Source organism: Enterococcus sp. AZ067, assembly GCF_051715005.1.
GTDB classification, from domain to species: Bacteria; Bacillota; Bacilli; order Lactobacillales; family Enterococcaceae; genus Enterococcus_D; species Enterococcus_D casseliflavus.
In genome coordinates this window covers 2,256,869-2,270,973 of the sequence record NZ_JBIOSY010000001.1, presented here as the reverse complement: position 1 = coordinate 2,270,973, position 14,105 = coordinate 2,256,869, and the positions used below count along the sequence as shown (strand labels likewise).

14 protein-coding genes and 1 riboswitch are annotated in these 14,105 nt (G+C 41.5%); of the genes, 12 read left to right on the top strand and 2 right to left on the bottom strand.

Annotated features, from left to right (window positions below):
• Positions 1-26: 26 nt before the first annotated feature.
• Positions 27-626, bottom strand: a complete 600-nt coding sequence (locus IGI82_RS10790; RefSeq protein ID WP_005231932.1) for an FUSC family protein — start codon at positions 624-626, stop codon at positions 27-29.
• Between the two features lie 98 nt (positions 627-724).
• Between IGI82_RS10790 and IGI82_RS10785 the strand changes: the two genes are divergently transcribed.
• From IGI82_RS10785 to IGI82_RS10775, 3 genes are all read left to right on the top strand, one after another.
• Entirely contained in the window at positions 725-1,687 is a 963-nt protein-coding gene (locus IGI82_RS10785; protein WP_438842201.1) for an aromatic acid exporter family protein, read from the top strand.
• Positions 1,688-2,632: 945 nt separating this feature from the next.
• Positions 2,633-3,265, top strand: a complete 633-nt coding sequence (locus IGI82_RS10780; RefSeq protein ID WP_074932683.1) for a TetR/AcrR family transcriptional regulator — start codon at positions 2,633-2,635, stop codon at positions 3,263-3,265.
• A gap of 15 nt (positions 3,266-3,280) precedes the next feature.
• On the top strand, positions 3,281-4,087 hold the full coding sequence (locus IGI82_RS10775) for an alpha/beta fold hydrolase (RefSeq protein WP_438842200.1): 807 nt from the start codon (positions 3,281-3,283) through the stop codon (positions 4,085-4,087).
• 685 nt (positions 4,088-4,772) lie between these two features.
• Here the strand turns inward: IGI82_RS10775 and IGI82_RS10770 are convergent.
• Complete coding sequence (locus IGI82_RS10770; protein ID WP_005229991.1) at positions 4,773-5,729, bottom strand: Gfo/Idh/MocA family protein; 957 nt, start codon at positions 5,727-5,729, stop codon at positions 4,773-4,775.
• A 123-nt stretch (positions 5,730-5,852) separates the two neighbouring features.
• On the opposite strand from IGI82_RS10770, the gene IGI82_RS10765 reads away from it, so the two are divergent.
• From IGI82_RS10765 to purB, 9 genes are all read left to right on the top strand, one after another.
• Positions 5,853-6,356 (top strand): hypothetical protein, encoded by a 504-nt coding sequence (locus tag IGI82_RS10765; RefSeq protein WP_005229993.1) that lies wholly within the window; start codon positions 5,853-5,855, stop codon positions 6,354-6,356.
• A 32-nt stretch (positions 6,357-6,388) separates the two neighbouring features.
• Positions 6,389-7,399, top strand: a complete 1,011-nt coding sequence (locus tag IGI82_RS10760; RefSeq protein WP_438842605.1) for a M15 family metallopeptidase — start codon at positions 6,389-6,391, stop codon at positions 7,397-7,399.
• Positions 7,396-8,001, top strand: coding sequence for a glycoside hydrolase family 73 protein (locus IGI82_RS10755; protein ID WP_005229997.1), 606 nt, complete (start codon positions 7,396-7,398; stop codon positions 7,999-8,001). The genes IGI82_RS10760 and IGI82_RS10755 overlap by 4 nt, the downstream gene beginning before the upstream one ends.
• A 20-nt stretch (positions 8,002-8,021) precedes the next feature.
• Positions 8,022-8,699: a hypothetical protein gene (locus IGI82_RS10750; RefSeq protein WP_010749577.1), complete on the top strand. Its 678-nt coding sequence runs from the start codon at positions 8,022-8,024 to the stop codon at positions 8,697-8,699.
• Positions 8,700-8,781: 82 nt separating this feature from the next.
• Positions 8,782-8,879: riboswitch (purine riboswitch) on the top strand.
• 76 nt (positions 8,880-8,955) lie between these two features.
• Positions 8,956-9,537 carry a xanthine phosphoribosyltransferase gene (locus tag IGI82_RS10745; protein ID WP_010749578.1) on the top strand — a complete coding sequence of 194 codons (582 nt, stop codon included), beginning with the start codon at positions 8,956-8,958 and terminating at the stop codon, positions 9,535-9,537.
• The gene (locus tag IGI82_RS10740; protein ID WP_008381472.1) at positions 9,537-10,841 is read left to right on the top strand and encodes a nucleobase:cation symporter-2 family protein; all 1,305 of its coding nucleotides are present in this window, start codon (positions 9,537-9,539) and stop codon (positions 10,839-10,841) included. Before IGI82_RS10745 ends, IGI82_RS10740 begins: the two co-directional genes overlap by 1 nt.
• 331 nt (positions 10,842-11,172) lie before the next feature.
• Positions 11,173-11,661 carry a 5-(carboxyamino)imidazole ribonucleotide mutase gene (gene purE, locus IGI82_RS10735; protein WP_005236418.1) on the top strand — a complete coding sequence of 163 codons (489 nt, stop codon included), beginning with the start codon at positions 11,173-11,175 and terminating at the stop codon, positions 11,659-11,661.
• Complete coding sequence (gene purK, locus IGI82_RS10730; RefSeq protein ID WP_015509893.1) at positions 11,645-12,772, top strand: 5-(carboxyamino)imidazole ribonucleotide synthase; 1,128 nt, start codon at positions 11,645-11,647, stop codon at positions 12,770-12,772. The genes purE and purK overlap by 17 nt, the downstream gene beginning before the upstream one ends.
• 13 nt (positions 12,773-12,785) lie before the next feature.
• Positions 12,786-14,084, top strand: coding sequence for an adenylosuccinate lyase (gene purB / locus IGI82_RS10725; RefSeq protein WP_077453800.1), 1,299 nt, complete (start codon positions 12,786-12,788; stop codon positions 14,082-14,084).
• Positions 14,085-14,105 lie beyond the last annotated feature (21 nt).

The following is a 14,105-nucleotide window of genomic DNA, read 5'->3' as shown; positions in this document are numbered from 1 at the left end:
AGAATGATTCTGGAAAAAGGCTGTTTTTATTTTTCTTGTTTTTCTTGTTCGGAAATCTCACCTTGGACTTCTTCTAGCATGGCTTTTAGTTCAAGCTCTTTTTGCCTCAGCACCACCAGATCTTCTTGGATTTCATCCTTTTTCTCTTCCTCAGGTGGTCGAATGACGAAATTGATCGATAGGGCAACTAACGTGCCGATAAAGGTGTCCAATACACGGTCTAAGGCGAAGATGATCGATTCCCCTTGAGGGACACTGGAAGTGATCAAAAGCATCGTCGCAATAGCAGAGATAATGCCAGAATTGTTATTGATGCCATCTGAAAAAACGATGACAAAAATGACTAGCGCTGGTAAGACAAACAATTCGATCAGAAAGTCATTTTGAAAATATTGCTTCGTCAAAAAGTAAAAAATGGCTGTACCGCCGCCGATCGTATTTCCTAATACCCGTGACTTACCAAAAGAGATCGTTGTGGTCAGGTCTTGTCGCAAAGAGAACACAGCCGACAAGGCAGCAATCAATGGTTGGCCACGATCAAGAAAATGAAAGAGCAGAATACAAAGCATGACAGCGATGGCTGTTTTTATCGTTCGCATACCTAAGCGAAAACGCCCCAGTTTCATGGTCAAATGCCCCCTTTACTTAATCATACCCAAAGCAGTTGAGAAATTCTAGTCTTATTCCTCACAATTTAGTATACTTTTCACAGGAGGTGACAAAAATGAAAATCGGAATGAGGACCGTGAAAACGGCGATTGCTGCTGGTTTATCAATGTTTCTGGCACAACAGATCGGTCTTTTGTATGCGCCAGCCGCAGGGATCATCGCCATTTTAAGCGTCGGTAATACAAAGAAAACGTCACTTTTTACGGGAATCGGGCGTTTGATCTCTTTGGCGATCGCAACGCTCTTAGCTTTTGTCAGCTTCCATTTATTAGGCTTTGGGCCGATAGGATTTGTTCTTTTTCTCTTTCTCTTTATCCCAACCGCTGTCTATTTCAATTTGACCGATGGGATCGTCGTCAATTCTGTCTTGGTGACCCATTATATGATGGAACGTTCGTTTGCTTGGCCACTGATTGGGAATGCTTTTTTATTGATGAGTATTGGCATTGGCTTTGCACTTTTGTTCAATTTATATATGCCAGATGGCGAACGAGCATTGAAAGAAAGACAGCAATTAGTGGAAGAATCGTTTAAAAGTCTTTTAAAAGACATGTCGATTGCCTTAACTGAAAAAGAAAAGGCGACGCTTCCCCAGGTCTGCCAAACGCTTTTGGGGGATATCAAGCAAGGCAAACAACAAGCAATGGTGCATAGTGAAAATCAATGGCGAGGAGAAGCCTCCTATTATGAAGAGTACTTTACCATGCGCCAAAGTCAGGCACGCTTACTCTTAGAAATGGTTGACTTATTGCAGTTGTTTTGGGTAGAAGAAGCCTATACAAATGCGTTTCAAGAGTTGCTATCCTTTACTGCCGAGTCCTTTCACGAAAATAACGATGGGAAAGAGATCTTGGCAAAAATTGCTGCGCTTTATGAAGATTATCGACAAAAGCCATTGCCCCAAACAAGAGCAGAGTTTGAAAATCGCGCTCAGCTGTTTCAGTTTCTGCAAACCTTTAAAAGTTTTATTGAAATCAAAGCCGACTTTTCTGATCAAATGCAAACAATGGTACGCTAAAAAAAGACTCCCAAAAAGGCAGCCGTAATATACCAATATAGGAAGCAGAACTTGAGCGCTTCATTGGCGGTAATATCCCAACAAGAGCATAGCAATGCGAAGAATCTACCTGCTCTTTTCGGTGCTTCTACAACCATCTTGCTAACAACATGGTTGAGAAGAGCAGGCATCAATTCGACCCGTTCAGAAAACTGCTTATACTTAGAGATAAATTCCTTCACCTGTATAGTCTGTTATTCCTGTTGATCTATTTCTTTTTCCAGCCTTGTAATCAGTTTTAGACATTCTTTTTGTTGAGTATCATACCCATTCGATAGCTGTAGGAAAAGTTTCTCAGTCAGCGAGCCAGTCACATGGTTTTCATACACCCATTGGAAAAGTAGCTACAATTTTTCGTTCAGCTTTATCGTGTGGTCACCCCAAAAGTTTGACTTTTATGGATTGAAGAAATTTGGAGTTGTCAATAAAAACTGGACACTTAGTTAAGAGAGTAAGTGGAATTTTTTTCAAAGACATTAGGAAATTGATAGCTCGGAGCAGAGTGGTTGAATTTTGTGTTTAGTAAGTTTCAAACTATTTAGATATCTCCATTTGAGCCTGATCAAATCCTCTAAATTGAGCGTCATTGATCAGCTCTCTTTTTTTCTTATAGACATCAATAAAAACAGATACATAAAGCGTTTCTTCCTTCAGAGGGATTTAGGTAATGTCCCCTAGCCAAATTTTATTTTTTACTGTTGACTTGATGCTGTTGGATAGCCACTTCCATTGCATGTTCTTCTTCCAATTCCATGTAATTAGATAGGATAACTCCCGAAGATCGGTTCCTCTTACAGATAAACATATTGATGGCGGGAGTTTCGTATGGTATAATTTTTTTAGTGACCACGTGGTCACTAAAATTTCGAAAACAAATGACCATGTGGTCACTGAACGGAGAACCTTATGCCTAAAAAGTTGTTTCATGAACTGCATGAAGATAAAAAGAAAAGAATCATTTCTGTTAGTATTTCAGAATTTGCAAAATACGGGTATGCAGATAGTTCCACCAACCGTATTGTAAAGGCCTCTGAAATTAGTAAAGGAAGTTTGTTTAAATACTTTGAAAACAAAGAAGATTTGTATTTTTATTTGCTTGATTTTGTCACAGGCGAGCTAAACGCAAACCTATATCAAAAATTAGGCACCCTTTCAACTAACTTGTTTGAGCGTATAATTCAATACTCGGAATTGGAATTTTTATGGTATATCCAAAACCCAGAAAAATATAAGCTTATTATCAAAGCATTTAGCAAAAATGATACAGAAATTTATCGAAAGGTTGAAGCAAGATTTAATTATGCTGGTCAGAATGTTTATTATAGCGTATTAGAAAACGTTGATACGAAATCGTTGAATTGGGATAAAAGAAAAGTTCTTGATGTGCTTAAATGGTTTTTACAAGGTTTTAATGCCGACTTTATCGAAAGAATAGAAGTGCAAAACGGAAATAAATCCGAAATTAACCAAATTAGGAATGAGTATGTAACCCACCTTACCGACTATATAGATATACTTAAAAAGGGGATTATAGACTAGAAGGAGTTGAAGATCTTGTTTTATGGTGCCAAAGGAAGTTCAGTAACTATCAATGGATCAAAAATGGATTATGTGGAATTTGGACTGGGGAAATCTCCATTGATAATTTTGCCAGGGTTATCAGATGGATTAAAAACTGTAGAGGGTCAAGCAATCAAATTGGCGTATTACTTTAGGGCTTTTTTGAACGATTTTAAGGTGTATGTGTTTAGTAGAAAAACAAATATTGAAAATGGGTACACCACCAGGGAGATGGCAAAAGACCTTAAAGCAGCACTTGACCAACTTGGAATAAAAAGTGCTTGCCTAATGGGTATATCACAGGGGGGGATGATAGCCCAGCACTTTGCTATCGACTATCCTATGATGGTAAAAAAGCTTATTCTTGCTGTTACCACTTCCCGTGCAAACGAAACTCTTCATCAAGCTGTCAACGGATGGGTAAATTATGCGGAAAATAATGATTATAAATCACTGATGATTGATACAATGGAGAAAACATACTCATCCCAAAAACTGAAAAAATATCGGCTGATGTATCCACTTCTATGTAGAGTTGGAAAGCCGAAAAGCTTTGAGAGGTTCATACTTCAGGCAAAAGCTGTATTGGCACACGATACTTTCAGTAAACTTGAAAACATAATTTGTCCTACCTTCATAATTGGCGGTGATAGCGATAAAATAGTTGGATCAAATTCTTCAGCGGAGATGGCTGATAAAATCCCAAACGATCGTTTGCTTCTCTATAAAGGGCTGGGACACGCGAGCTATGAAGAAGGCAAAGATTTCAATAAACATGTTAAAGATTTTCTTTTAAGTTAGTTCGAAGCCTCACATATGCAGATTAGTAAAAGCAGGAATTGTCTTTATGCTAAATTCAAACAATAGCCGCGAACGCACTGTAAAATAGCTATATATATGCAATTCGAACGCTACATTTTACCGCGTTAGCTGCCTACAGTGAACGGCTCCGACTTTGGAAAAGAAATACCTTTTTCCCAACTGCCTAGATCAGATGACGTAGGCACAAAGGTCCACATCAGCATACACCTGCTAAAAATCTTTACTGTCTTTGATTTCAAAATTGGCGTGCAAAATAAAGAACTAGCTGACACGCAAAGCCAGCTAACTGAACACCATCGGAATAGTTAACCTTCTCAAATCTTACTTAAAATGGACAGGAAAATTGCCGAAGCCACTTTAAGATTGTACACACGGTAATCTTCCACGGTTAGGGTGTAAAGTAATGGGCAGTTACGTTTTAAGAATTGGTGCTATTATCAGCTTTTTTACAGCCTATAGGTAGTGTTAAATCTTCTTATGACCGTATTTTCTTCTGCGTGTATTTTCGCCAAAACTGTGGTGGTTTGGAACAGAAAAAAGGTAGCAACGGAATTTCGCTTCCGTTGCTACCTTTTCTTTTGACAATCCTATTGGTGAATGATTAGGTATTATGTGTTTTGATTCCTGTTATATCTGGCATCAGCGTAAAGGAGTCTTTTTCATTTTACTGCTGTTCCCAAAAAGCTTGCATTTGATCAAGAACGTCAATGACATCGGTGGTCAAATGGATCGATCCTTCGATCTCGCCATCGATGGCTTTGATCATATTGGCAATTTCATAATTAAGGGCTTGACTGCTGTCGCCAGCTTCAATCACTTCATTTGTTCCATCTCGGAAATGGATCACGGCTTTGTCTGCACGAGGGTATTCATCTACGGTAATGTATCCTTCTTCGAAAGCGACGATACCGGTTTTAGGCATTTTCGCTTGAAAAGTCAGCGTGACACTAGCCATTTCATCGGCTGGATTTTGTAGGATCGTGACTGATTGTTCATCCACACCTGTAGAGAAGGGCTTCATGCTGCTAAACGTCACTTCTGGTGTATCCGTCATGAAAAAGCGGGCAAATGAAACAGCATACGTACCGATATCCAATAAAGCACCGCCGCCTAAATCTGGATTGAAGAAACGATTGCTTGGGTCTGGATCTTTGTAGCTGCCAAATGGTGCTTGGATCATTTTTAATTTTCCTAAGCGTCCGGCATCGATCTCTTCTTTCAACCGAGCATAAACCGGCATATTGAAAATCGTCATTGCTTCTTCTAAGATTAGGTTTTTTTCTTTGGCTAAGGCTAGTTCTTCCGCTAGCTCATCGGCACTGGTGGTGATGGCTTTTTCGCAGAGGACATGTTTTCCTGCCATCAGAGCTTTCATAATAAATTCATGATGAAGATCATTAGGTACTGCAATATAAACAATATCGATTTGCGGATCTTCTAACATGGCATCTGTGCTTTCATAGGCATGGGGAATAGAGTGTTTCTCAGCAAATGCTTGGACTTTAGGGAAACTCCGGGCACTGACCCCATATAGTTCACTTGCTTCATTAGAAAAGCCAGCAGCAAATTGCGTTGCGATATCTCCGAGGCCAATCATTCCCCAACGGTATTTTTTCATCATTGATCATCTCCTTCGTATTTAGTATAACAAAAGAAATCAATTCTTTAAAATAATCAAAAACAATCGCAAAAAGTTTCCATTACGGCTGACTTTCAGTAAAATGTAGAAGAGGAGGGATAACATATGCATAATGTATCAATTGCAATTATTTTAAATACCATCATCGAGCAATACGCATCAGAAAAACAGTTTTATGAAACACAATTAGGCATCACCGAGGAGCAATGGGAGGCATGGAAAAATGGCACAATGAGTCTGTCACCTGCTGAAAATCAGAAAGTGAAGCTGCTGTTTTCAGATTATGAATGGATGTTGATCCAAAAAATCATTCGGCAAACCGTCATTTATCCAGAAAAACGCAATCAAGCGGTCGTCGAGTTCAAAAAAATGAAGACTCAAATCGCCAGAACGTGGTTAGCAAGCGATTTAGCGAAAGTCGAATTGTTAACAGAATCTGAAGAAACAGCCCAATACCTTGATTTGAGAGTCAGTATTACGTATGATGAGTGGGGTTATGATGATATACTAAACTTCCGATTGCCCGCTTTTGTTCAGCAGCAAATTCGCAATGAAAAAATCGAACTGTTGGAGTGGGTCAAAGAAAATCTGGAAGAAACTTACAACTAAAGGTAGGATATTTTTTGAAAAAGTATTATGGAATGGCTGCGGCGGCGGGCTTCTTGTTTATGGTTCTTTTAACCATTCAAGTGAACCGAGTGACCGCAGTCACCCCAACAAAGAGTGCAAGTATCGCTCGTTCAACAGATCAAGCAACAACGGGTGAAACAACAGAAACAAATGAAAAAGAGCCAAATGGGAACACGCAAGAGTCACAAGAACAAGCAAGTGCTAGTGATGAAGTGAACGAAGAGGATTTTCCAACTGTTTCATTGGATGATTGGTCATTGGTTTTGGTAGGCCCAAACAATAAAATCAAAAGCGAAATTGCCCAAAAAGATTTAGGGAAATTGTCGAATGGCTATCTCGTCGATCAACGCATCGTTTCAGCTTATGAAAAGCTGGCAGATGCCGCAAAAGCTGCAGGACATCCTTTGGTGATGGTCTCTGCCTACCGTTCAGTAGCGTATCAAGAGGAGATATTCAATGCCAATGTCAACACCCTGATGAGTCAAGGTCATACAAAAGAAGAAGCAATTCGTATCACGAAACTGACCTTTACTGAGCCTGGCTATAGCGAACACCATACTGGGCTTGCTGTTGATGTTGTGGATCAGGATTGGTATCAAAATCATACTGGAGAACTGCTCAATGAGGGGTTCGGTGATACTGAGGGTGGAAAATGGCTACAAGCTCATGCAAGGGAGTATGGGTTTATCATCCGTTACCCGAAAGGAAAACATGCTATTACGCAAATCGATTATGAGCCTTGGCATCTACGATATGTAGGGGTCGAAGTGGCAACCTACATTGAGGAGCAGGAGTTGACCTTTGAAGAGTTTCTGGAAGAAGCAAAAGAACACATCGCTCGAAAAGAAGCAGAACTGTCCTCTCACGAATGGGAAGATCCTTTGGCAGAGGACTGGATCTATGAGGGGTCTCTTGCTAAAAGTCAGGAAAGCAGTGAGCTTACACAAGATGAGTTGTTGCTGAATGGAGGCAATTTGTTTTCTGAAAATGTGTTTAGTCAGACAAAGGAAGTGAAAAAATGAGCGCAAGACGAAAAAAACAGAAGACTCGTTTCCCATTAGTCTTTCTAGGGTTATTCTTGATTGGGATTGCTTTTATTTTTTCCTTAAATAGTTTGGCAGACCCCCTTCCCAAAGAGGAAGAAACAAACACGGAAGCCATCTCCCATGAAGAATTTATTGATCGCATCGCTCCTTACGCACAAGAACTGCAAAAGGGCTACGGGATTTTACCAAGTATCATTATTGGACAGGCAATCCTTGAATCAGATTGGGGTCAAAGTTCTCTAGCCAGTGAATACAATAATTTATTTGGAATTAAGTCGTTTGGCCATTCAAAAAAGGTGACATTAGATACCCAAGAGTTTTATAATGGAGAATGGGTCACGATTCAAGGAGATTTTCGTGTCTATGATACTTGGGAAGAATCAATGGATGATCATACGATGTTGTTTGTAAATGGTGTGGATTGGAATCCTGCACTTTATGTAAATGTCTTGACAGCAAACGACTACCGCAGTGCCGCACAAGCATTACAAGATGCAGGGTATGCAACGGATCCGGATTATGCCAGCAAAATCATTCAAGTAATTGAAACCTACCAATTGAATCGATTTGATCAATAAGAAAAGAGAGTTGGCTGCTTATGGAAGAAAAATATATGCCAAAAATCACCACCGATTTGCGTAAAGATATCGTGAAAGTGCCTAAAGTTATTCGAGAGGCTAGCGGTATTCAAATATTTGGAAAACAAATCCGCTCCATTATTTTCACAACGGATATTGCGATCATCCGCAATACAAATGCGGATGCTGTGATTGCGGTCTATCCCTTTACACCACACCCAGCAATTACGAAAGCAATCATCGAAGCAGCGGACATTCCAGTGTTTTCTGGTGTCGGCGGGGGCTTGACCCAAGGATTTCGCTCGTCTTATATGAGCATGTTTGCTGAAGCCCAAGGGTCGATCGGGGTCGTCTTAAACGGACCAACGCCACTGAAAACTGTGGAGCAGGTCTGTAAAGTTGTAGATATTCCCGTTATCAGTACCGTAACGAGTAAGTATACCGAAATTGATGCCAAGCTTGAAGCTGGTGTGAAAGTCATCAATATCAGTGCTGGCAAGGACACAGCAGATACCGTGGCTTTCTTCCGTAAAAAATATCCGAAGCTGCCGATCATCGCAACCGGTGGACCAACCGATGAAAGCATCTTAGAAACGATTGAAGCAGGCGCTAATGCCATCACCTACACGCCGCCGTCCAATGGGGAGCTTTTCAGTAAAAAGATGGAACACTATCGCGATATGGAGAAGCCAGAGTAGGAAATGATCCACAAATGAGAATATTTTTATTTATAAAGGGCATTCCATGCTTGTGTTTTTAATCAAAGACAGGCATAATCGAATCTATCATTTAAAAATTACTTGTATATCGTCGAAATATGGTCGACAGTCTCTACCCGATACCGTAAATATCGGACTATAAGTAAAAATCGTGCCTGTTAGACACTTTTTTTGCTTTGGCAAAAAGAGTGTCTTTTTTTTCAGGATGGAATAGAAAGGAACGAGGAGAGCTAGGATGGAAAAATTAGTTGAGCGTATCAAAACACATGGAAATGTGCTGGGCGAAGGGGTTCTTAAAGTGGACCAATTTTTGACCCACCAAGTGGATTATGAGTTGATGAAAGAAATCGGTGCAGTCTTCGCGGAACGGTTTCAAGGAAGCGGCATCACAAAAGTAGTGACCATCGAAGCTTCAGGGATCGCACCAGCCCTTTATACTGCAGAACAGTTACAAGTACCAATGATCTTTGCCCGTAAAGCAAAGAGTTTGACAATGGATGAAGAGCTGCTGACTGCATCTGTCTATTCCTTTACCAAGCAAGTGACCAGCCAAGTATCGATTTCCAAGAAATTTTTGTCTTCAGAGGATACAGTCTTGATTATTGATGATTTTTTAGCAAACGGACAAGCAGCAAAAGGCTTGATCGAACTGTGTCAACAAGCAGGAGCCAACGTCGTCGGTATCGGTATCGTGATTGAGAAATCATTCCAAAGTGGTCGACAATTACTTGAAGAAATGGGGATTCCTGTTGTTTCCTTAGCACGAATCGCCTCATTGTCGGAAGGCCAAGTTAGCTTTTTAGAAGGAGATGCCTAATGAAAGAAACGAATAGCCGTTCAGCAGTTTTAGGCTTGCAACATTTGCTAGCGATGTATGCAGGAGCTGTTGCCGTTCCTTTGTTGATTGGAACAGGTCTGGGCTTCAATGAAGCTCAGATGACGTATTTGATCTCGATCGATATTTTCATGTGCGGAATCGCTACGCTTTTGCAATTAGTTGTTACCCGCTTTTTCGGGATCGGCCTACCAGTCGTTTTAGGCTGTGCCATCCAAGCTGTCTCCCCATTGATTTTGATTGGCACCAAATCAGGGATCAGTGCGATTTACGGAGCGATCATTGCTGCTGGGATTTTCATTGTCTTGATCGCCGGCATTTTTTCGAAAATCAAAGTTTTGTTTCCCCCATTGGTGACGGGAACGGTGATTACCGTCATCGGTTTGACCTTGATTCCAGTCGCCATCACCAAAATCGGTGGAGGGGATGCCGCAGCTGCTAACTTTGGTGATCCAACGAATTTATTGTTAGGCTTTGTGACGATTGCCCTGATCATTGGCGTGCAAGTGTTTGGCAAAGGCTTTATTCGCTCGATTGCCGTACTGATCGGTTTGATCGGTGGGACTATTTTAGCAGCATTATTAGGCTTGGTTGATCTTTCTGCCATCACTCATGCACCTGTGTTTCATTTGCCTCAGCCTTTTTATTTCGGTTTACCAACCTTTGATCTGTGGTCGATCGTCTTGATGATCATTATTTCCATCGTTAGTTTGGTAGAATCCACAGGCGTTTATTTTGCACTGGGAGACATTACTGAAAAACCGATTACAGGCAATGACTTAAAGCGCGGCTATCGTGCGGAGGGCTTGGCGGTGATCCTTGGTGGGATCTTCAATACGTTTCCTTATACTGGATTTTCACAAAACGTAGGTTTGGTTCAACTTTCAGGCATTAAGACTCGCCGTCCGATTTTCTTTTCAGCAATCTTTTTGATCGTATTAGGGTTGTTTCCAAAAGTCGGTGCCATCGCACAGATCATTCCAGAGGCAGTGCTTGGCGGCGGCATGTTAGTGATGTTTGGCATGGTGGCTGTTCAAGGGATGAGAATGCTGAGCAAAGTTGATTTTATGAATGACAAGAACTTGTTAGTGATTGCAGTATCAATCGGTTTTGGTTTAGGGTTCAATATGATGCCCACTTTATTCAGTCAAATGCCTGAAACCGTTCAAATGTTTACAGGCAATGGGATCGTCATGAGTAGTTTGACTGCCATTGTTTTGAATCTGTTCTTTAATGGACTGCCGAAAGAAACAGACGAAGTGACGGAATTGAGCTTGCAACAGTAAGTTTATTTGATCCAGACGAGGATTCGTCTGGATTTTTTGTATTGTTCCTTTATTTGTCTTATTATCGGATATCTGACGTGTTGAATACATATCTTTGAGATAAAAGCGAACAATGGAAAGTAAAATTTGTTAATAGTTCGAAAATATTTTGACATTGCTCGGGCAACTCGTTACTATTTAGAGGTGAAAGTGAATGTTAGCAGAGCCATGTGACTTTGGGATATCTCAGACGTAGCTTCAAAAGGTTGCTAACAAAATGATTTTCGTAAGAAAAATACTTCTGAGGTTTATTCAGAAGAGAATCGTAAAAAATCAGTGGAGGGAAAATTGAATGAAACCAGCAGTTGCAGTGATTATGGGAAGTCAATCAGATTGGGAAACAATGAAGGAGTGCTGCTTGATTTTAGATGAGTTAGCGATACCTTATCAGAAAAAAGTCGTTTCGGCACATCGTACACCAGATTTGATGTTCGAATTTGCAGAAACAGCCCGAGAAAAAGGGATTAAAGTCATTGTTGCAGGAGCGGGTGGCGCTGCCCATTTGCCGGGAATGGTGGCAGCTAAAACAACATTGCCGGTCATTGGTGTTCCCGTCCAATCACGCGCATTAAACGGGTTGGATTCCCTTTTATCGATCGTGCAAATGCCGGGTGGTGTACCAGTAGCAACAACGGCGATCGGAAAAGCTGGCGCAACTAACGCAGGACTACTTGCAGCCCAGATGCTTTCCATGTATGATTTAGAGATAGCGGAGAAATTAGACGCACGAAGAAATACATTAAAAGAAATCGTATTGGAAAGTAGTGATCAACTTGATTAAACCTTTAATGCCCAACGCAACGATCGGAATCGTTGGCGGAGGACAGCTAGGTCGTATGATGGCAATGAGTGCCAAAGAAATGGGCTTTCGGGTTGGCGTTTTAGACCCTACTGCCAATTGTCCAACAGCCCAAGTCGCTGATTGGCATATTGTTGCTGCCTACGATGATGTGTTTGCTTTAGAAGAAATGGCTCGACGTGCCGACGTGATTACCTATGAATTCGAAAATGTCAGTGTCGAGGCATTGAATTCCATTTTGCCTTATTCCCATATCCCTCAAGGGACTGACCTGTTAGCAATCACTCAAGACCGTTTATTAGAAAAGTCATTTCTAGAGGCTAACAATATCGTGATTGCACCTTATGCCACGATCATCAGTCCAACGGATATCCAAGATGCCATCGACAGTATCGGTTATCCCTGTGTGTTAAAAACGACTAGAGGCGGTTATGACGGAAAAGGGCAGCACGTGTTATACAGTACCGCGGACTTAGCGCCTTCGATGAACTTACTGCGTGAAGGGACGTGCGAATTAGAAGCGTGGATTCCTTTTGAAAAAGAATTGTCGATTTTAGTTGCTGGTAATGGAGAAACCTTTACCACTTTCCCAGTGGTAGAAAACATCCACCGCAACAATATTTTGCATCAAACGATCGCTCCTGCGCGCATTGATCCAGAAGTTGCCGAAGAAGCCAAACGGATCGCTCATATTATTGCGAAGGCCTTGGATCTGCAAGGCGTTTTAGCCATCGAAATGTTCTTGACTAAAAGTGGCGGCTTGTATGTCAATGAGTTGGCACCGCGACCGCATAATTCTGGTCACTATTCGATCGAAGCTTGTTCCATGAGTCAGTTTGATGCCCATATCCGGGGGATCTGTGGCTGGCCATTACCAGAAGTGTCATTGCTTTCACCAGCAGTCATGGTCAATGTCTTAGGCGATGAATTGACAGAAACGTATGAGTTGATTGCCACAAAACCTGCTTGGCAATTCCATTACTATGGCAAAGAAGAAGCGAAAACCGGGCGTAAAATGGGTCATATCACTGTTTTGACGGAAGATATCGCAGAGACCACTGAAGAAATCTATCAAACCAATATTTGGGATTAAAGGAGATAATAACATGTTAGAGCGTTACACAAGACCAGAAATGGGTGCTATTTGGACCGATCAAAACCGTTACCAAGCGTGGTTAGAAGTAGAAATATTGGCGGATGAAGCTTGGGCGGAACTAGGGGAGATACCGAAAGAGGATGTTGCTTTGATTCGTGAAAAAGCAACCTTCGATATCGACCGTATCTTAGAGATCGAAGCGCAAACGCGACATGATGTGGTTGCTTTTACCCGAGCAGTCTCTGAATCTTTAGGTGATGAAAGTAAATGGGTCCACTACGGCTTGACGTCGACGGATGTTGTTGATACTGCGTATGGCTACTTGATGAAGCAAGCCAACGACTTGATTCGGGAAGATTTGAATCGTTTTGTGACAATCATTGGTGAAAAAGCCAAAGAATACAAACATACCGTAATGATGGGACGTACCCATGGTGTACATGCGGAACCAACGACCTTTGGCTTGAAATTAGCCTTATGGTATGCGGAAATGAAGCGCAATGTCGAGCGTTTTGAGCGGGCAGCAAAAGGGGTCGAAGCAGGAAAGATCAGCGGAGCAGTTGGAACCTTTGCAAATATTCCACCGTTTGTCGAAGAGTATGTCTGTGAAAAATTAGGGATTCGTGCGCAAGATATTTCCACACAAGTACTACCTCGTGACTTGCATGCAGAGTATTTCTCTGCAATGGCGTTGATCGCAACTAGCATTGAGAAATTTGCCACCGAAATCCGGGGCTTACAAAAATCAGAAACCCGAGAAGTTGAAGAATTCTTCGCCAAAGGACAAAAAGGTTCTTCTGCCATGCCCCATAAGCGTAATCCAATCGGTTCTGAAAATATGGCGGGACTTGCACGAGTCGTTCGCGGCCATATGGTGACAGCTTATGAAAATGTCTCACTGTGGCATGAACGGGATATCTCACATTCATCGGCAGAACGGATCATTATTCCGGATACGACGATTTTGATCGATTACATGCTGAATCGCTTTGGCAATATCGTCAAAAATCTGACTGTTTTCCCAGAGAATATGAAGCGCAATATGAATGCGACCTTTGGATTGATCTACAGCCAACGAGTGATGTTGAAATTGATCGATCACGGTATGACAAGAGAGCAAGCCTATGACTTGGTTCAGCCAAAAACAGCGCAAGCTTGGGATGAGCAAACGGATTTCCGTCCACTATTAGAAGCTGATCCAGCCATTACGGATGTGTTGACCAAAGCAGACTTAGACGATGCGTTTGATTACAACCATCACTTAAAACAAGTCGACACGATCTTTGAACGTGTCGGTTTAGCCGAATAAGAAAAAAGCCGCAACCTTCAG

Bases quoted from the DNA above. Each gene is read 5' to 3' on its own strand.
- IGI82_RS10790 (WP_005231932.1), bottom strand. From the start codon at position 626: ATGAAACTGGGGCGTTTTCGCTTAGGTATGCGAACGATAAAAACAGCC.
- IGI82_RS10785 (WP_438842201.1), top strand. From the start codon at position 725: ATGAAAATCGGAATGAGGACCGTGAAAACGGCGATTGCTGCTGGTTTA.
- IGI82_RS10780 (WP_074932683.1), top strand. From the start codon at position 2,633: ATGCCTAAAAAGTTGTTTCATGAACTGCATGAAGATAAAAAGAAAAGA.
- IGI82_RS10770 (WP_005229991.1), bottom strand. From the start codon at position 5,729: ATGATGAAAAAATACCGTTGGGGAATGATTGGCCTCGGAGATATCGCA.
- IGI82_RS10765 (WP_005229993.1), top strand. From the start codon at position 5,853: ATGCATAATGTATCAATTGCAATTATTTTAAATACCATCATCGAGCAA.
- IGI82_RS10760 (WP_438842605.1), top strand. From the start codon at position 6,389: ATGGCTGCGGCGGCGGGCTTCTTGTTTATGGTTCTTTTAACCATTCAA.
- IGI82_RS10755 (WP_005229997.1), top strand. From the start codon at position 7,396: ATGAGCGCAAGACGAAAAAAACAGAAGACTCGTTTCCCATTAGTCTTT.
- IGI82_RS10750 (WP_010749577.1), top strand. From the start codon at position 8,022: ATGGAAGAAAAATATATGCCAAAAATCACCACCGATTTGCGTAAAGAT.
- IGI82_RS10745 (WP_010749578.1), top strand. From the start codon at position 8,956: ATGGAAAAATTAGTTGAGCGTATCAAAACACATGGAAATGTGCTGGGC.
- IGI82_RS10740 (WP_008381472.1), top strand. From the start codon at position 9,537: ATGAAAGAAACGAATAGCCGTTCAGCAGTTTTAGGCTTGCAACATTTG.
- purE (WP_005236418.1), top strand. From the start codon at position 11,173: ATGAAACCAGCAGTTGCAGTGATTATGGGAAGTCAATCAGATTGGGAA.
- purB (WP_077453800.1), top strand. From the start codon at position 12,786: ATGTTAGAGCGTTACACAAGACCAGAAATGGGTGCTATTTGGACCGAT.